General features: G+C 63.9%; 11 protein-coding genes. 2 read left to right on the top strand and 9 right to left on the bottom strand.

Annotated elements, in window-relative coordinates; genetic code table 11:
- Positions 1-2: 2 nt before the first annotated feature.
- On the bottom strand, positions 3-1,907 hold the full coding sequence (gene edd, locus U5782_RS04170; protein ID WP_322042574.1) for a phosphogluconate dehydratase: 1,905 nt from the start codon (positions 1,905-1,907) through the stop codon (positions 3-5).
- Positions 1,908-2,183: 276 nt separating this feature from the next.
- Here edd and U5782_RS04165 point away from each other — a divergent pair, with 276 nt between their 5' ends.
- Complete coding sequence (locus U5782_RS04165) at positions 2,184-3,041, top strand: MurR/RpiR family transcriptional regulator (RefSeq protein ID WP_322042573.1); 858 nt, start codon at positions 2,184-2,186, stop codon at positions 3,039-3,041.
- 185 nt (positions 3,042-3,226) lie between these two features.
- Here the strand turns inward: U5782_RS04165 and U5782_RS04160 are convergent, their stop codons facing one another.
- A complete protein-coding gene (locus U5782_RS04160) occupies positions 3,227-10,132 on the bottom strand; it encodes a YadA-like family protein (RefSeq protein ID WP_322042572.1) in 6,906 nt (2,301 codons plus the stop codon).
- Positions 10,133-10,874: 742 nt separating this feature from the next.
- Here U5782_RS04160 and U5782_RS04155 point away from each other — a divergent pair.
- Entirely contained in the window at positions 10,875-11,339 is a 465-nt protein-coding gene (locus U5782_RS04155; protein ID WP_322042571.1) for a nuclear transport factor 2 family protein, read from the top strand.
- 72 nt (positions 11,340-11,411) lie between these two features.
- On the opposite strand, the gene U5782_RS04150 is transcribed toward U5782_RS04155, so the two are convergent.
- The 7 genes from U5782_RS04150 to U5782_RS04120 all read right to left on the bottom strand — a co-directional run bounded on the left by U5782_RS04150 (position 11,412) and on the right by U5782_RS04120 (position 19,409).
- Positions 11,412-11,834, bottom strand: a complete 423-nt coding sequence (locus U5782_RS04150) for a CopD family protein (protein ID WP_322042570.1) — start codon at positions 11,832-11,834, stop codon at positions 11,412-11,414.
- Positions 11,835-11,904: 70 nt separating this feature from the next.
- A complete protein-coding gene (locus U5782_RS04145) occupies positions 11,905-13,176 on the bottom strand; it encodes a glutamate-5-semialdehyde dehydrogenase (protein ID WP_322042569.1) in 1,272 nt (423 codons plus the stop codon).
- A 258-nt stretch (positions 13,177-13,434) separates the two neighbouring features.
- Positions 13,435-14,658, bottom strand: a complete 1,224-nt coding sequence (gene holA / locus U5782_RS04140) for a DNA polymerase III subunit delta (RefSeq protein WP_322042568.1) — start codon at positions 14,656-14,658, stop codon at positions 13,435-13,437.
- Between the two features lie 33 nt (positions 14,659-14,691).
- The gene (lptE, locus tag U5782_RS04135; RefSeq protein ID WP_322042567.1) at positions 14,692-15,243 is read right to left on the bottom strand and encodes an LPS assembly lipoprotein LptE; all 552 of its coding nucleotides are present in this window, start codon (positions 15,241-15,243) and stop codon (positions 14,692-14,694) included.
- Positions 15,244-15,334: 91 nt separating this feature from the next.
- Complete coding sequence (gene leuS, locus U5782_RS04130; RefSeq protein WP_322042566.1) at positions 15,335-17,929, bottom strand: leucine--tRNA ligase; 2,595 nt, start codon at positions 17,927-17,929, stop codon at positions 15,335-15,337.
- A gap of 264 nt (positions 17,930-18,193) precedes the next feature.
- Complete coding sequence (locus U5782_RS04125; protein WP_322042565.1) at positions 18,194-18,628, bottom strand: biopolymer transporter ExbD; 435 nt, start codon at positions 18,626-18,628, stop codon at positions 18,194-18,196.
- 28 nt (positions 18,629-18,656) lie between these two features.
- Entirely contained in the window at positions 18,657-19,409 is a 753-nt protein-coding gene (locus U5782_RS04120; protein ID WP_322042564.1) for a MotA/TolQ/ExbB proton channel family protein, read from the bottom strand.

Here is a 19,409-nt window from a genome sequence, read left to right as displayed (position 1 = left end):
ATTCAGTTCGTCGCGTGGGCTGCGGGGCTGACAGTCGCGCTTGCGGTCGAAGCCGCGCCTGCATTCGCGCTCACCTCGCCGACCAGCGGGCCAAACACCGACGCGCCCAGCTCCGCGGGCGCCGCGGCGGCGCGGAACACGCCGAACAGTTCGCGGCCAAAGCCCACTTCGTTGCTTTCCTGATGCGCGGGCAGTGCGACCGGACGCGCGCTCCATTCGGCGTCATCCACCTCGACATCGAGCACACCCGCCACCGCGTCGATCACGATCGTATCGCCATTGCGCACCTTGCCGATCGGACCGTGCAGCAGCGTTTCCGGCGACACGTGGATCACGGCGGGCACCTTGCCCGACGCGCCCGACATCCGGCCATCGGTCACGAGTGCGACGTGGAAACCCTTGTCCTGCAACACGCCGAGCAGCGGCGTGAGGCGGTGCAGTTCCGGCATGCCGTTGGCGCGCGCACCCTGGAAGCGCACGACGGCCACGAAATCGCGTTCGAGTTCGCCGCGATCGAATGCTTCCTGCACGGCTTCCTGCGAATCGAACACGATCGCCGGCGCACGCACAGTACGGTGATTAGGCGCGACCGCCGAAATCTTGATCACGCCGCGACCGAGACGTCCCTGCATCAGGCGCAGACCGCCATCCGGCTGGAACGGCTCGGCGAGCGGACGCAACACAGCCGCATCGGCACTCTTCTCAACGGCCGGCACCCACGTGAGCTTGCCGTCGAGCAGCTTGGGTTCCTCGGCGTAGTGGCGCAGACCATCGCCCGCCACGGTCTTGACGTCTTCGTGCAGCAGGCCGCCATCGAGCAGCTCGCGCACGAGGAAGGCGATGCCGCCCGCCGCGTGGAAGTGATTCACGTCGGCCTTGCCGTTCGGGTAGACGCGCGCGAGCAGCGGGACCGACGCCGAGAGTTCGTCGAAATCGTTCCAGTCGATCAGGATGCCGGCCGCGCGGGCCATCGCCACGAGGTGCAAGGTGTGATTGGTCGAACCGCCCGTCGCCATCAAGGCGACGATGCCGTTGATCACCGCCTTCTCGTCGACCACGTGGCCGATCGGCGTGTAGTTACCGCGCTCGACCGTCAGTTCGAGCACGCGGCGCGCAGCCGCGGCGGTGAGCTCGTCGCGCAGCGGCGTATGCGGATGGATGAAAGCCGAGCCCGGCAGATGCAGGCCCATGACTTCCATCAACATCTGGTTGCTGTTGGCCGTGCCGTAGAACGTGCAGGTGCCGTGGCCGTGGTACGCAGCGGCTTCGGATTCGAGCAGCGCTTCGCGGCCGCACTGGCCGGTCGCGAACTGCTGGCGCACCTTCGCCTTGTCGTCGTTCGAAATGCCTGTGGTCATCGGACCGGCGGGCACGAAGATAGTCGGCAGATGGCCGAACTGGAGTGCGCCGATCACGAGACCCGGCACGATCTTGTCGCACACGCCCAGGCACAGGGCCGCGTCGAACATATTGTGCGTGAGCGCGACGGCCGTGCTCATCGCGATCACCTCGCGCGAGAACAGCGACAGCTCCATCCCGGCGTTGCCCTGGGTAATGCCGTCGCACATCGCCGGCACGCCGCCCGCGAATTGCGCGACGCCACCGCCTTCGCGGGCCGCCTTCTTGATGATCTCCGGGAAATCCTTGTAGGGCGCGTGCGCCGAGAGCATCTCGTTATAGGACGAGACGATGCCGATGTTCGGTTCGCGGATCGCCTTGATGGCGAACTTGTCGCGCCCTTCGAGACCGGCGAAACCGTGCGCGAGATTGGCGCAGGAGAGCGCGCCGCGCGCCGGGAATCGGTCCTGAGCCGCAGCGATGCGCGCGAGATAGGCCTCGCGGGTCGGCTTGCTGCGTTCGATCACGCGCTGCGTGACCTTCATCAACTGCGAATTGGGGGAAACCATCGAATCTCCTTCCTTTTTTTCTCGCGGGGACGCTCGGGGACACATCACGCGGTCCAGTCAGCGATGGCGCGATGTTAGTAGAAAAACTACACACCCGCAATCCCGGTTTTGCCCTGGTGCGGAATGCTGCATCCGCTGAAAAATCCTTTGTTTGCCGTACCATCACGCTATCAGACAAAACTCAGATTGCATTGCGAGAGCGATTCTTGTAGTTTTTGTACATCTACATCCATCCGCTATAGTCCACGGATCTTTCAGCATAGTGCGAGTTTCCAGATGCTGCTGTCCCAGGTGAAAGCCATTCGCGAGCAATTGCGCCCATCCGAGCGCAAGCTCGCCGATTACATCGTCGAAGCGCCGCGCGAACTCCTCGACCTCTCGATGACCGAGGTCGCCCAGCGCGCCGGCGTGAGCCAGCCAACGATCGCGCGCTTCTGCCATGCGCTCGGGTTCTCGGGTTTTCGCGAGTTCAAGATCCGACTTGCGCAGGCCGTGGCCAGCGATCTGCCGACTGAACTGCCCGCCGTCTATCGGGATGTGCGCCCCGACGAACCCGTGCCCGGCGTCGCGGCCAAAGTGCTCGATCGCACCATCGGCGCGCTCGTGCAGGTGCGCAACAATCTCTCCACCGACGCGCTGGGTGCCGCCATCGCCCTGCTCGCGAAGGCAGCGCGCATCGAGTTCTATGGGGCGGGTGGTTCGGGCATCGCAGCACAGGACATGCAACACAAGTTCTTCCGGCTAGGCATGCCGAGTGTCGCCTACTCCGATCCGCACACCTTCCTGATGTCCGCAGCACTCCTCGGGCCCGGCGATGTGGTGGTCGCCATCTCGAATACCGGGCGCACGCGTGACGTAGTGGACGCCGCGCGTACCGCGCTCGATCGTGGCGCGAAGGTAATCGCGATCACACATGGCACCTCACCGCTCGCGCGCCTCGCGAGCGTGGGCCTGCACGCCAATGTCGATGAAGACACCGACGTTTTCTCGCCGATGACCTCGCGCACTTCGCATCTCGCGATCGGCGACATACTGGCTGTGGGGGTGGCGCTGCAACGCGGCCCTGAGCTTGCCGAAAAGCTCGCCAACGCCAAGGACATCATCGCGCGACGCAGACTCGATCCGCATGGCTGACTTGCCGCATTGCGCGTTGCGTTGCGTTGCGTGGTGTCGTTGAGTTACATCGTCGAATGATCACGCAATAAAAAAATCGGACTCCCGAGGGAGTCCGATTTTGCGCTCAAACCATAGAGAAGAACGCAGAGTAAGAAAGACCAGAAAGAAGCGGCCAGACTGCGCCGCTTTCCGCCATCAGGCGCTTACCACTGGTAGGACATACCGCCGCCCCATGTGGCGCCGCCGCTCGCGCTGTAGCCGGCCCCCATCTTCACCTTCATGTTTTGGGTGATGCGTGCAGACACGCCCAACGCCGTGGCCTGATAGCCCTGGAAGTTGGCCGTACCGACACCCACTGCGATGGTCTTGCCCTGATCGACGTCCGGGATCATGGTGAGCGCCGTAGCCGCCGCGACGCCGCTGTAGGCGTTACGCGCCACCGTGTTCATGCCGTTCTGGAGCGAATTCATCCCGCTCTGGAGCTGACCCATGTTCACGGCGTCGGTTGCGTTGACTCCGTTCGCCACGTTGGTGATGCGGCGTTCGCTGCCTTGCGAGCCCACGGACACGGTGTTGTCCTGGTCCGCCACCGAGTTCGCACCCAGCGCAACCGAGTTGTTGCCCGTAGCCGAAGCCTTGTCGCCGATCGCCGTCGAACTCGCGCCCGAAGCGACCGCACCACCACCCGCCGCGATCGAGTTCGTGCCCGTGGCGGAAGCTGCACCGTTTGACGTGTTGGTCGCCAGGTACTCCGAACCGGTGACGTTAATGTTCTGAATAGCCTGGCTCAGGTTCGAAACCTGCGTGTTCGTCGCATACAGCTGCCCACCCGTCACGGCGTCCGTGCTGGATGCCGTGAGGTCGGCGTCCTGCAGGTTGGTCAGCTTGACTGCCGCTGCCGTGCTCGAACCACCCAACGTGATCTGGTCATGTGCCGACGAGTCGTACTGAACTGCGTTGGCCACCGAGCCCGCGATGGTGGTCACCGTGTTCTCGATGTTCGTCACGCGGCCGTCAATATTGGTGAGCGCACCACCGACGCTGTTGTAGGTGTTACCGCCGATGTTGTATATCGGCGCCGAGATCGTGCCGTCAGCGGTAACCGTCGATCCGCCACCCAGCGAACTAGCCGTGCTCGACGCGAGGTTGTACAACTGCGTACCGTTGACCGCGTCAGTGCTGCTTGTCGAAACGCTGCCCGCCTTGACGTTGTGCAGCGCTACCGGCGTGCTCGAACCGACGCCACCGAGCGTGATGGAACCCTTCGACGAGTCATCGTACGCAACGAACGCGTTCGTCACATTACCCGAGCTGTCGACAATCGCCCCCATCGCCTGGAGCTGCGCGACGTTCACGGCATCATTGCCCTCCGAGCCGTTCGCGACGTTGTGCAGTGCGACCGGCGTGGACGAGCCCACACCACCCAGCGTGATCGACGACTTCGACGTGTCGTCATATGAAACGAAGGCGTTCAGCACATTGCCCGACGTATCGACGTTCAAGCCTGCGGCCTTCAACTGCGCTACGTTGACGGCATCCAGATCCTGCGAGCCGGCCCCGACGTTGTGCAGCAGCACACCGTTAGTCGTACCCGAGCCACCGAACGTGACGGAACCCTTCGTGGCGTCGTCGTATGCGACGAATGCGTTCGTCACATTGCCCGAAGTGTCGACGCGCGCGCCCATCGCCTCGAGCTGCGCGAGGTTCACGGCGTCGCTCGCCTGCGTGGCGTTCGCGAGGTTCGTCAGCTGGACTGGTCCGTTGGTGCCATTGACACCGCCCAGCGTGATCTTGTTGTGTGCCGACGAATCGTACATCACTGCGTCCACAGAACCACCGCCGGCATAGGCTACAACCGCATCAAACGCCGTCCCTACGTCGTAGTACGAGTGCCCGTCCACGAGATAGGTGGGCGCCGTAATCGAGCCATCCTGATTGACAGACGATTTACCACCCAACGCTGCCGCCGTGCTGGAAGCCAGACCATAGAGCTGCGAGCCGTTCACTGCGTCGTAGCTCGTGGCGCCCACCGCACCTGCCGCAACGTTGCGCAGCGTCACCGCAGCGCCTGTACCACCGAACGTTACGGAGGCGTGCGCCGACGAGTCGTACATCACCGCGTCCGCCACCTTGCCATACAGGTTCGTCACGTCACCCTCGAAGTTGGTGACTGCACCCGCAAGGTTCGATACGGTCTGGTTCGTGGCAAACAGCTGCCCACCATTTACCGCGTCAGTGCTAGACGCATTACTGATATCGCCCGCAGCAACGTTCGTCAGCAACGTCCGCACGGTTGCGCTGGAACCGCCCAGCGTCAACTTATCGTGTGCCGACGTGTCGTACTTCACCCCGTCCACGGAACCCGTAGCCACTTTGCTGTCGATGGCCACCAAGGCAGAACCCACATCCGAGAACGTGCCGCTGTCACCAAGATCGTAGCTCGGCGCACTGATCGAGCCGTCCGGATTGACCTTCGACTTGCCGCCAAGCGCTGTAGCCGTCGAATTCGCCAGACCGTAAAGCTGCGAGCCGTTCACTGCATCGAAGCTCGTTGCGCTTACCGCACCTGCCGCCACGTTGCGCAGCGTCACCGCCGCGCCGCTACCACCGAAGGTCACCGAGGTGTGTGCCGACGAGTCATACATCACCGCATCCGCTACCTTGCCATACAGGTTCGTCACGTCACCCGCGAAATTGGTGACTGCGCCGGCAAGGTTCGATACGGTCTGGTTCGTGGCGAACAGCTGTCCACCATTCACCGCGTCAGTGCTCGACACGTTACTGATATCGCCCGCAGCAACGTTCTTCAGCTTGACCTGGGCCTTACTGCCCAGCGTCACGGAGTCTTGCGCCGACGAGTCATAATGCACCGCATTCGGATCGTCTCCGGCACCACCAGGTTTGGCATCGATGGCCGCCAGCGCCGAGCCAACGTCGGTGAATGAACCACCAGCCACGGCATAGGCCGGCGCGGCGATCGAACCGTCGGCGTTCACGCTCGCGCCACCGCCCAGTGCGTTCGTCACCCCCGTGAGCTGCGACACGTTTACCGCGTCCGTCGAGCCCTGACCCGCGCCCACGTTCACGATACGGCGCGCGTTGACCTGGCTCTGCACCGTGGTCGTCGTGCCGTCAGCGTTCACCATATAACGCGTGGCCCCATCGCTACCCACGGATACGGTGTTCGCTTGATCCGCAATCGAGCCTGCGCCCAGCGCCACCGTGTCGTTCGCGATTGCCCGCGACTGCACGCCAAGTGCCACGCCACCCGCACCGTCGGTCTCGGCATTCGAGCCGATTGCAATACCGGCGGCAGCGCTCGAACTCACACGTGCAATATCAGTCGGGCTGGCCGAACCGCTGGCGTTTGTCGCCCCCCGCACCAGCATGTAGTAGTTATACATGGCGTACGGGTCGCCACTGGTGTTCGCAAGGTTCACGCCCGACCCCGACGAAGCGCCCAGCAGACCGTTCGATTTGAGCGCTGAAGGCGAAAGAAATCCGGAGCCGGCGGGAAGCTGCGACCTGGTAATGTCGTACACCTGACCAACGTTCACGGCATCGGTATCCAGAATACCGCTTGCGACGTTACTGATAACAGTACCAGCGGGCAACGGATCGCTACGATCGCCATTGCGGAAGTAAGCGCTATTACCGGTACCCGGATCGAGTGTAATGGTCGGCGAGCCCGAGGCGATCGAGCCGGCATCATACGTCACCGCCTTATTCTGCACGGCGCCCTTCGAATCGAGCTGGAAGCCTGCTGAATTCAACTGACTCACGTTGACGGCATCGCCCGGTCCGATACCACTCGCCACGTTGTGCAGCGCCACCGCGGCGCCCGTTCCGCCCAGCGTCACAGAGGCGTGTGCCGACGAGTCGTACGACACTGCATCTGCAACCTTGCCGTACAGGTTCGTCACATCACCCCCGAAGTTGGTGACTGCGGCGGATAGATTCGATACGTTCTGGTTTGTCGCAAACAGCTGCCCACCATTCACCGCGTCGGTGCTCGACACGGTGCTGATGTCCCCGGCGGCAACATTCGTCAGCAACGTCTGCGTTGTCGCCCCGACTCCGCTAAGCGATACCTTGTCGTGAGCCGTGGAATCATATGTCACAGCGTCGCTAGAGAGCCTGGAGATCTGGCCGTCCAAGGCCGTCAAGGCGCCAGAAACATTGGAGTACGTGCCGGCCGCCACGGCATAGGCCGGCGCGGCGATCGAACCGTCGGCGTTCACGCTCGCGCCACCGCCCAGTGCGTTCGTCACCCCCGTGAGCTGCGACACGTTTACCGCGTCCGTCGAGCCCTGACCCGCGCCCACGTTCACGATACGGCGCGCGTTGACCTGGCTCTGCACCGTGGTCGTCGTGCCGTCAGCGTTCACCATATAACGCGTGGCCCCATCGCTACCCACGGATACGGTGTTCGCTTGATCCGCAATCGAGCCTGCGCCCAGCGCCACCGTGTCGTTTGCGATTGCCCGCGACTGCACGCCAAGTGCCACGCCACCCGCACCGTCGGTCTCGGCATTCGAGCCGATTGCGATACCGGCGGCAGCGCTCGAACTCACACGTGCAATATCAGTCGGGCTGGCCGAACCGCTGGCGTTTGTCGCCCCCCGCACCAGCATGTAGTAGTTATACATAGCGTACGGGTCGCCACTGGTGTTCGCAAGGTTCACGCCCGACCCCGACGAAGCGCCCAGCAGACCGTTCGACCGGAGCAACGGTTTCTGCTGAACCGCCATGTCGAAGCCACCATTGCCACCGCCGATCAAGGATTGGGCAATGTCCTTCACCTGGCCGACACTTGCCGCGTCCGTATCCTGGATGCCATTAGCCACATTGCTGATGACTGTTCCCTTCGGCAAGTAGCCTTGCGCGCGGTCGCCATTCACGAAATAGGCGCTGTCGCCTTGCCCCGGGTCGAGCACGATCTGTGGACTCGCCGTGCCGATCGTATTCGGTGTGTAGAGCACAGCAGGATTGTTAACGCTACCGTCCGCAGCAATATTGAACCCACCCATCTCGTGATGAGCCGGATCTGTGGATACAGACTGAGCCCCCCAACCCGCAGTGGTCAACGTGTTGTTGATGGTCGTGGTCGCCTGGTAGAGCTGCGAGCCGTTGATCGCGTCGGTGCTGGTGGGCGACAGCGCCCCCGGCGCAACGTTGGAGATGGTCGTACCACCATCTCCTGCGAGCGTCATGGTTTTCCATGTGTCGTCGTCATAGCTCACCGGGTCAGTGATCGAGCCCTTGATGCCCGCCAGTGCCTGATTCGTCGCATAAAGCTGCGAGCCGTTCACCGCATCGGTACTCTGCGCGCTCAACTGGCCCGTTGCGACATTGGTGAGTTGACGCTCTGCGCCCGCTGAGCCCACGCTCACGACTCCAACGGGGTTCGTGCCAGCGAACTGATAGGTCGTACCCTTAAGAACAACTGATACAGGCGAATCAGCGGTACCCGTAACCGCGTTGTTACCCAACGCCACAGAATTCGGCGTCGTTGCCTGTGCGTTGTAACCAAGCGCCGTTGCGTTGGCAGCGGTCGCCTCTGCGTGGCCTCCAACCGCGGTTGCGCCCGCCGCCGTCGCTTGCGACCATGAACCCAACGCAGTGGCAAACGTGCCGCCGCCGGCAGCCTTCGACGAAGCGCCTAACGCCGTATCGCCAAGACCTGTAGTCGACGCCGCGTTGCCGATTGCTGCGGAGTAGTCGCCGCTCGCTGCTGCAGTCGGCCCCATGCCGATCGCATTGGTACCGGAAGCCACGGCCTGCGGGCCGATCGCGGTACTGTCCGCTCCTGTCGCTGCCGAATCGGGCAACGTAGAGTTCACGTGCAAATACTTGATTCCGTCGCCGTTCACGACGCTATACAGTTGCGCACCGTTCACCGCGTCCGTACTCGACGCGCCCAGCGTCCCTGCGGCAACGTTATGCAAGGCTACCGGCTCGCTTGCGCCCGTGCCACCCAGCGTCACTGAGTCGTGCGTCGACGAATCGTACTTAACCGCATCAGCGACGTTGACGGACAGGCCCGAGAGTGCCTGATTCGTCGCATACAGTTGCGAGCCATTCAATCCATCGGTGCTGCTGGCCGTCACGCGGCCCGCAGCCACGTTCGTGATCTGACGCTCGGAACCCGCCGCGCCGACGCTCACCACACCCACCGGTTGCGCGCCAGCATAGCTATAGGTGTTGCCGCCGATTGTGTCACCCGCAGCCGGTGTCGCCAGACCGGTCACCGAGCCATTGCCCAGTGCGACCGAATTGTCAGTCTTGGCAATCGCCCCAGCACCCAATGCGAGTGCGTTGCCACCTGTTGCGCTTGCCGTCATGCCCAAGGCCACTGCGTTCGTATTCGACGCAAGTGCATAGTCACCTATGGCAATAGACCGGACGGCCGTCGCATAGGCGTGTGGGCCCGTCGCAATTGCGGCATGCTCAGAGGCGGTCGCCTGGTAACCAATCGCAACGGCATCTCCGTTGGCAGCGGAGGTATCGCCAGTTACGGTGCTGACTGCCCCCATGCCCAGCGCAACGCCACCCCAGTCGCGTGCGACTGCGCTGCTGCCTATGGCCGTCGCTCCTGCACCCGTAGCGCTTGCGTAGTCACCCAGCGCTGTAGCGTATGAGTTCGACGACAGACTATGCCCGCCCAGTGCCGTCGAGCCGTTCGCACCGTACGCGCTCGCGGTATTGCCGATCGCCATGGCGTCCACGCCGGTCGCGTACGTCTTGCTGCCAATGCCAATGTCATTGGCCCCGTTCACATTGACGCCTACGCCGACACCGATTGAGTAAGAGCCAACCGTCGTGCTGTAGCTACCGAGCACGTAGCCGTTGACGGCATACGTCTGGAAGCCAATCGAAACGCCGTCACCCCCATTTAACGGTCCGAGCTTCCCACCGCCGGCCGCGAGTTGCGCGTGTGCCTCCATCGACGCCCCGAGTGCCGCTACCGCAACGGCCGCCGTCATCGTGGCCGAGACAACGGCACCGGCCTTCTTCGACGAGGATTTTGCACGCCCCTTCGCGTTCTCCTGCACCGCCACCCACGTCCCCGTGGCTTCGTTCCAGACTGATCTATATGTCTTGTTCATTCTTGCTTACCCTGATGAGAGACGGAATTTCCGGGCCGCGTATGTACGCGAATCAGCACGCACGGCACCCAGATTCACTGCGCAATCCGGCTGAAATATTCGGCACGGAAAACTCGATTGCCTTAGTCAGACCAATCACTTTCTCAAGTCGAGAAAAATTGAAATTCCGCTATTCAGATTTCAAATTTCGCGAACACGATTAATCAGTCGAATTGCGACAACATGGGCGACTCTATTGGCTAGCAAAAACGCACAACATAAGAAAAATCCCAATCAAAAGGCACAACAAGAGTTAAGACAAATCGCGATCCAATGTATAAAATATATTCATGAGATAATTCTCAATTAAATAGAATAAAAATAAGAAATTCAGACGAGAACAGCACCTGACATTCAATTAATCAAATAAATTTAACTCCCCCGCTGATCGATTTCCTCCGATTTTTGTCGCACGCTCACCCATGCCTTCCGTCGACACTGGAATCCTCATTGACACCAGTCGCACCCGACGCATAACCACCGTTTTGAGATTTGTCCTATGTCACATACACCGACAGATCAATAGACTTCATCTGTCGGGAAACGCTGACTCAAGTGATCAACTCCATCACTCCACGAAAGGCCTATCGCACGCCGCGCAGGCGTTGCACCTCATCCGGCTCGCGCCGGCCGTGCCCACGCCGTTTCCCATCTCGAACGCAAGCGACGCCCAGCGGCTCGCAGTCTCACTCAGGGAAACGCCATGAAACGCACACTCATCCTCTTCGCCACCGGCTTGCTAATGGCAACCGGCCTCGCCCACGCCTTGACACCGGGCATCGCAACGGGCGTCACGCCCATTTCCGACACACTCCAGGTCCAACTGCTCGAGCATCAGTGGACGCAAGCCGCCGTCGCCGCGGATCGACCGGTACTCAACGATCTGCTCGACGATAAGTTCTTCGAAGTATTTCCGGGCGACATCCGCCGCGACAAGCGAGATTTGCTCGCCGCCGTCGCGATGCCGACAGGCGGCTCGCAGGTGTTAGAGGACGTGCGTGTACAGGTGCTCGACAACGTCGCCGTGGCAACAGGTATCAACCGTTACACCCCGGCAACGGGTTACAAGGCGATCGAGTATCGCTTCACCGATGTGTTCGTGAAGCGCGAAGATGGCTGGCGCGTAGCGGCGTCGCGCATGCGCAGAAAGGAAACGGGCAGCATCTGAGCCGCCGTGTCGCGTACGACCGGGGTCAGGCTGCCCGCCGAAGGGGAAATGCGATAGTCGGGAGCGCGGCCGTCAGAAAGGCTTAATGACAGCCAGCGCCACAGCCGCCAGCATGCCGAGCACCGGCAGTTCGTTGAACATGCGATACCACTTGTCGGAGCGGCGGTTCTCGCCGCGCTCGAACGTTCGCAGCAACCGGCCACAGTAGGCGTGATAGGCAATCAGCAGCACGACCACGCCGACCTTCGCGTGAATCCAGCCCTGCCCGCGCCCGATGCCCACCACGAGCCACAGCCACAGCCCGCACAGCAGCGCGGGCACGGCGATCATCGTCATGAAGCGATAAAGCTTGCGCGCCATGATGAGCAGCCGCTTGACGGCCGCGGGTTCGGTTTCCATCGCGAGATTCACGAAGATACGCGGCAGATAGAACAGACCCGCGAACCACGAAGCGATCAGCACGATGTGAAACGTCTTGACCCAGAGCATCGACATTTTTTCTTCTTGAGAGCGATTGAGCGGCGCGGCTCGCGCGTATGGCCACGCGCCGCCGCACCGGAACGTCTTATTGACGGCCTTCGCCGTGGCCCAGCACCACGTACTTGAGCGAGGTCAGGCCTTCGAGTCCCACCGGGCCACGCGCGTGCAGCTTGTCGTTCGAGATGCCGATTTCGGCGCCCAGGCCGAATTCGAAGCCGTCGGCAAAGCGCGTCGAAGCGTTGACCATCACGCTCGCCGAATCCACTTCGCGCAGGAAGCGCATCGCGCGGTCATGGTCTTCGGTGACGATGGCGTCCGTATGGTGCGAGCCATAGTGGTTGATGTGATCGACGGCCTGATCGAGGTGGTCCACCACCTTGACCGCCAGCACGGGCGCGAGGTATTCGGTGCGCCAGTCTTCTTCGGTGGCGTCCACCAGCGGGCCGACGCCCGCGTCCGCGAGAATCGAGCGCGCGGCGGCGTCCACGCGCAGCTCCACGTCCTTGTCGCGATAGAGGCGGCCAAGCGGCGGCAGCACGTCATGGGCAATGCCGCGGGCAACCAGCAGCGTTTCCATCGTGTTGCAGGTGCCGTAGCGATGCGTCTTGGCGTTGTCGCACACGTTCAGCGCCTTGGCGAGATCCGCGCGGTCGTCCACATACACGTGGCAGATGCCGTCGAGGTGCTTGATCATCGGCACGCGGGCTTCGGCGATCAGGCGCTCGATCAGGCTCTTGCCGCCGCGCGGCACGATCACGTCGACCGATTCCGTCATGGTGATGAGCTTGCCCACCGCCGCGCGGTCGGCGGTTTCCACCACCTGCACCGCATCCTGCGGCAGCCCTGCCGCCTTCAAACCTTCGCCGATCAGCTTCGCCAGCGCCGTGTTGCATTCGAGCGCTTCGGAGCCGCCGCGCAGGATCGTCGCGTTGCCTGACTTCAGGCACAGCGCCGCCGCGTCGATGGTCACGTTCGGCCGCGACTCGTAGATGATGCCGATCACGCCGAGCGGCACGCGCATCTGGCCCACCTGGATGCCGCTCGGGCGGAACTTCAGGTTGCTGATCTCGCCGATCGGGTCGGCCAGCGCCGCGACCTGACGCAGGCCTTCCACCATCGTCTTGAGCGCCTTGTCCGAGAGCGTGAGGCGGTCGATGAATGCGGCATCGTGGCCCTTTTCCTGCGCGCGGGCGAGATCGCGCGCGTTCGCCTCTTTCAGCTGCTGCGTTTCGCGCTCGATGGCCTGCGCCACCGCTTCGAGCGCGGCGTTCTTCGAAGCCGTCGTGGCCCGTGCCATCGCGCGCGATGCCTTGCGGGCGCGGCGGCCGAGGTCGGTCATGTACTGGTCGATATCCATGGTCTCTGTCGTGATGCAGCGCACCCGGCGCGCGGCTTGTTCAGCCTGGCAAGGCGGCCTGGTTCAGCTCGGTTCAGGTTAGGTCGATTTTAAGGCCAGCGGGCCGGCTTTGCTGGGCGCGGCCTGGCGCATGGGGCGCGGTGCGCACAGCGGATGGCGCGATCGTGTCGCCGGTTGCCATGCTCTGCGCCTTCTTGCCCGGACGGAAGCAGGTGCCGTGGCGTAAGTCCGGCTAAAGCGTCGAACGGGATGTCGACGTTAGCCAGGCCTGCGCCCCGGCCCTGCGGGGCGCGGTCGTGCCGCCGCGGCAGCAGCAGCGGCAGCCGCTGCCGGGCTCGCGGCTGGACGCCCCGGAGCACCGGGTTGCGCACGCCCCGGCGCAGCGTCGGCGCGCGCGCCCGTAGCCGTACGTGCCGGCGCACCGCCATCGCGTGGCGCGGCCACGGTCATCGCAAGTTCGAATAGTCCCGCCCAGGCGTCGGGCGGCAACGCATTGCGCCAGTCGCCGCGCGCCTGCCCCGACAGGCCTTTGACTTGCCGATCCAGGCGTGCCGCCAGTGTGAGCCCACGTTCGAGCGTTGCCTCGGTCAGGCGCGAAAGCGCGGGCCCGATCAACCGTTCGCGCGGCCCCCACACCCGGTTCTCGCGCAGCAGCACGGCAAGCGGCTTGCCCGCCGCCACGCCGCGCTTGATGCGCAGCAGCGTGCGGACTTCTTCGACGACGGCCCACAACACCAGCACCGCTGCCTCGCCCTCGCCTTCCAGGCCGTCGAGCATGCGCGTGAGGCGGCCGACGTCGCCGGTCAGCATTGCTTCGTTGAGCTTGAAAACGTCGTAACGCGCCACGTTGAGCACGGCGTCGTGAATCTGCTCGATGCTCAGAACGCCTTGCGGATACAAGAGCCCGAGCTTCTGGATCTCCTGATGCGCGGCGAGCAGATTGCCCTCCACGCGCTCAGCGACAAATTGCAGCGCGCGCCGTCCGTCCTCGCCAGGCGCCACGCGCTGGCCCTGCTGCGCGAGGCGCTGGCCGATCCAGTTCGGCAGCGCGGTGCGCTCGACCGGATCGATCTTGATCGCCACGCCCCGCTCCGCCAGCGCCGTGAACCACGCGGACTTCTGCGTGGCCGCATCGAGACGCGGCAGCGTGATGAGCGTGAGCACGTCGGGATTGCCCGACGCCGCGAGCGTCTTCAGCGCGTCGGCGCCTTCCTTGCCGGGCTTGCCCGACGGAATGCGCAACTCCACCAGTTGGCGATCGCCGAACAGCGACATCGACTGGCTCGCGCCAAGCAGCGCGCTCCAGTCGAAGCCGCGCTCGACCGTGAACACGGAGCGGTCGGTAAAGCCCGCCGCACGCGCGCTCGCGCGGATACGGTCGCACGCCTCCTGGGCGAGCAGATGCTCGTCGCCGTAGACGACGTACAGGCCGGCCATCCCTTTGGCGAGATGCGCCTCGAGTGCGTCCAGTCGCAGTTGCATGGCGTGCGCTTTAAAAGAAAGTCGAGCCGTGCATCAAAGCGGCGGCGGCGGCAACGGCGCGCGCGGCGCGACGCCCGGCACGACCTGATCCGGCGTGGGATGCAGCGTCTTGAGGACCGCCAGACGGCGCGTGAGCTGATCGACGGCGTCGTTCTGCATGTCGGTGAACAGCAGATTGGCTTCGCTCACCTTTGCGGTCGAGTACTGGTCGCTATAGGTCATCGCGCGGTTCAGCGCGATCGTGCCCGGCTGGATCAGTTGCGAACCGTCCGCGGCCGAAAGCCAGTAGTTCAGCGAGTAGTTGACCTGATATTCCTCGACTTCGCCAAGCGAGCTCAAGGTAAGCGTGCTGAAGCCGCGCGACTCGGACACGTGCAGCACGGCGTCGGCGTTCGCGGTGGACTCGACCACCACCGAATCGCTGCCACCCTCGAGCATGCGGGTGAGGCGCGCGCTCACGGGCGCCGGCGCACCGACAATGGCGAGCCGCTTGAACGCGTAGTTCTGCTCCCCACGCAGCTGGAAGCCGCACGCCGAAAGCATCAGCGTGCTGCTGGCCAGTAACAGAAACGATCTGCGAATCACATGGACTCCCTGGTTCGCGACAGATTCGGAACGGCGGTGCGGCGTACCCCGGAGGACCACGCCGCGCCGCCCGTACAACACAAAGTCTGGATCAGACCACGACGTTCACGAGGCGGCCCGGCACGACGATGATCTTCTTCGGCGCGCGGCCTTCCGCGAACTTGACGTACATCTCGTGGGCGAGCGCAGCGGCTTCGATCACATCCTTCGGTGCGTCCTTGGCGACCGTCACGGCGCCGCGCACCTTGCCATTCACCTGCAGCACGAGTTCGATCTCGGCTTGCTCCAGCGCCTTTTCGTCGACCTTCGGCCACGGTGCGTCGAGCAGCGTGCCGTATTCGTCGGCGTAACCGAGCTCCTTCCAGAGTTCGAACGTGAGGTGCGGCACGACCGGGTACAGCACGCGCAGCAGCACGCCGAAGGTCTCGCGCTTCACGCCCGCGCCCGCTTCCTTCGCGCCGTCGATGGCGTTGAGCATTTTCATCGCTGCCGACACGACGGTGTTGTACTGCAAACGCTGATAGTCGAAGTCGGCCTGCTTGAGCACGCCATAGACTTCGCGGCGCAGCGTCTTTTCGACGTCCGTGACCGTGGCGGCGTCGAACGACGCACGCGACTTGATCGCTTCCGCGTTCGCATAGCCGAACGACCAGACGCGGCGCAGGAAGCGGCTCGCGCCTTCCACACCCGCACCCGACCATTCGAGCTGTTGCTCGGGCGGCGCCGCGAACATCGTGAACAGACGCGCCGTATCCGCGCCGTAGAGGTCGATCAGCACCTGCGGGTCGACGCCGTTGTTCTTCGACTTCGACATCTTTTCGACGCCGCCGAGCACCACGGACTGGCCATCGCTGTTGAGCGTGGCGCCGACCGGGCGGCCCTTGTCGTCGTGCGAAACGGTGACGTCGGCCGGGTTGTACCAGGTCTTCTTGCCCGACGCGTCTTCACGGTAGAAGGTTTCGTTGAGCACCATGCCCTGCGTGAGCAGGTTCTTCGCGGGCTCGCCAAACTTCACGAGGCCGAGATCGCGCGAAACCTTCGCCCAGAAACGCGAGTACAAGAGGTGAAGAATCGCGTGCTCGATGCCGCCGATGTACTGGTCCATCGGCATCCAGTAGTCGGTGCGCTCGTCGACCATGTTCACGGCGTCCGGCGCGGCGTAGCGGTAGAAGTACCACGACGAGTCGACGAAGGTGTCCATCGTGTCGGTTTCGCGCTTCGCGTCGGCGCCGCAGGTCGGGCACTTGCAGTTCAGGAACGCTTCCGACTTCGCGAGCGGGTTGCCCGTGCCGTCCGGCACGAGGTCTTCCGGCAGCACGACCGGCAGGTCTTTCTCGGGCACCGGCACGTCGCCGCAGCTCGGGCAGTGGATGATCGGGATCGGCGTGCCCCAGTAGCGCTGGCGCGAGATGCCCCAGTCGCGCAGACGCCACGTGACCTGCTTGTCGCCGAAGTCTTGCGCCTTCAGGTCCGCCGCGACGGCGTCGACCGCCGCCGTGTAGCTCAGGCCATCGTACTTGCCGCTGTTGACGGTGACGGCGCGTTCCTTGTCGCCGTACCACTCCTGCCAGCCGTCGAGCGAGTAGGTTTCGCCTTCCACGGCGATCACCTGCTTGATCGGCAGGTCGTACTTCTTCGCGAACGCGAAGTCGCGCTCGTCATGGCCCGGCACGCCCATCACGGCGCCTTCGCCATAGCTCATCAGCACGTAGTTGCCGATCCACACCGGCACCTGCTCGCCCGTGACCGGGTGCGTGACCGTGAAGCCCGTGGGGACGCCCTTCTTTTCCATCGTCGCGACGTCGGCTTCCGCCACGCCGCCGCGCTTGCATTCGTCGATGAACGGCAGCAGTTCCGGCTTGTCCTGTGCGAGACGCGTGGCGAGCGGGTGCTCGGCCGCGATCGCGCAGAAGGTCACGCCCATGATCGTGTCGGCGCGCGTGGTGAACACGCGCAGCAGCTTCTTCTCGCCGTCCAGCTCGTACGGGAAACCGAAGTTCACGCCGAAGCTCTTGCCGATCCAGTTCTGCTGCATGATCTTGACGCGCTCGGGCCAGCCGAGGCCGTCGAGGTCGTTCAGCAGTTCATCGGCGTACTGCGTGATGCGCAGGTAGTACATCGGGATTTCGCGCTTTTCCACCAGCGCGCCCGAGCGCCAGCCGCGCCCGTCGATCACCTGCTCGTTGGCGAGCACGGTCTGATCGACCGGGTCCCAGTTCACCGTGCCGGTCTTCTTGTACGCGATGCCCTTTTCGAGCATCTTCAGGAAGAACCACTGGTTCCACTTGTAGTAGTCGGGCTTGCAGGTGGCGATTTCGCGCGACCAGTCGATCGCGAGACCCATCGACTGCATCTGGCCCTTCATGTACTCGATGTTGTCGTACGTCCACTTGGCCGGCGGCACGTTGTTGGCCATCGCCGCGTTTTCGGCCGGCATGCCGAACGCGTCCCAGCCCATCGGCATGAGCGTGTTGTAGCCGTTCATGCGCAGATAGCGGTACATCACGTCGTTGATCGTGTAGTTCCGCACGTGGCCCATGTGCAGCTTGCCCGACGGATACGGCAGCATCGAGACGCAGTAGAACTTGGGCTTGTCGGCCTTTTCGGCCGTCCGGTAAGCGTCGCTGGCGCGCCAATCGCCTTGCGCGGCGGATTCGACGTCGGTGGGAACGTATTTTTCGAGCATGGTGTGGATGGGAAAACGCGGATTCGGCTGATTCGGGCCTGCGGTGCCGTGCGCTCGCCGCGCTGTTGCGGCTGATGGCGTCCGGCGCACCGGGCCGGCCGCCGCGATTCTCTGGCGATCGTCGGGCGCGACGCGGGCAGGGCCCCGTTTTTACAGGGAAACGCTGATTATACCGTTGACTTGGCCGCGCCTTCCGGTGGCTTTTCGAATGGCGGAATTACGGCGGCGCTGCACGCGTTCGGCAGCGCACGCCTCGCCTCGGCTTCAGTGCTGCCCGGGCGGCGGCGGCTCGGTCACGAAACCGATGCGCGCGAGTCCGGCGGCCTGTGCCGCCCCCATCACCTGGGCGATGACGTCGTAGCGCGTCTCGCGCGCGGCGCGCAGTTGCAGTTCGGGCTGCTGCGCCTCGGGCTGCTTGCCTGCGTCGGTAAAGCGCTTGCGCAGTTCGTCGAGCGAAATCGGCTGGGCGTTCCAGTACAGCTTGCCCGCGCCGTCGATGGAGAGCGTGACGGTTTGCGGCGTCTGCTGCACGGCTTCGGCGGCGACCTTGGGCAGATCGAGCCGGATTGCGTGCGTAAACAGCGGCGCCGTGATGATGAAGATGACCAGCAGCACGAGCATGACGTCGATCAGTGGCGTCATGTTGATATCGGCCATCGGTGCCGAATCGCGCTTCTTTTCGAGTCCGCCGAATGCCATGTGCGCCACTCCTCGCGTGCGGGCCGCTTTAGAGAGAGCCGGCGCGAGCCGGGTCGCGCGAGGCGCCCTCGCGGGAGCCGTCCTCGCGGGGGCCACCGTCGCGGCGCGGGGCGGCGGTTTCAGGCGCGCAGGCCCACGCGTGCAGATCGTGTGCGAAGCCGTCGAGATCGTCGCCGATCTGGCGCACGAGACGGCCGAGGATGTTGTAGGCCAGCACAGCCGGAATCGCGACCACCAGACCGAACGCGGTCATGATGAGCGCCTCGCCCACCGGCCCGGCGACGTTTTCGATCATCGCCTGACCGCTCGCGGCGATACTGCCGAGCGCGTGATAGATGCCCCAGACCGTGCCGAGCAAGCCGACAAACGGGGCCGTGCTGCCCACCGAAGCCAGCAGCACCTGGCCGAATTCAAGCCTGCGTTGCGAGCCCTGAAGCGCGCCGCGCAAAGCGCGCAGCACCCGTTCGCTGCGGTCCACGCGCGCGAGCAACGCACCGGCGGTATCGGTTTCGGTGACGGAGAGCGCCGCCTGGGCAAGCGGCAGGAACACCCGCTCGCGGTCGATCGCGCGCATCGCGCTTACGCCGTCCGCCAGCGAATGCGCCTGCCAGAAACGCGCAAGGGCGCGCGGGCCCTGGCGCTTGGCGCGCACGAGCACCCAGGTCTTGACGATCAGGAAACACCAGCTCGCGATCGACATGGCCAGTAGCACCCATGCAACCGCGTGCGTGACGGCATCGCTCGTCTGAAGATAGTGGATGACTCCGTTGCTCGCTGTCAT

It is taken from the genome of Paraburkholderia sp. J67 (genome assembly GCF_905220265.1).
Classification (GTDB): domain Bacteria; phylum Pseudomonadota; class Gammaproteobacteria; order Burkholderiales; family Burkholderiaceae; genus Paraburkholderia.
The sequence above is the reverse complement of the archived record's forward strand: the minus strand, read 5'-3'. Positions and strand labels throughout refer to the sequence as shown.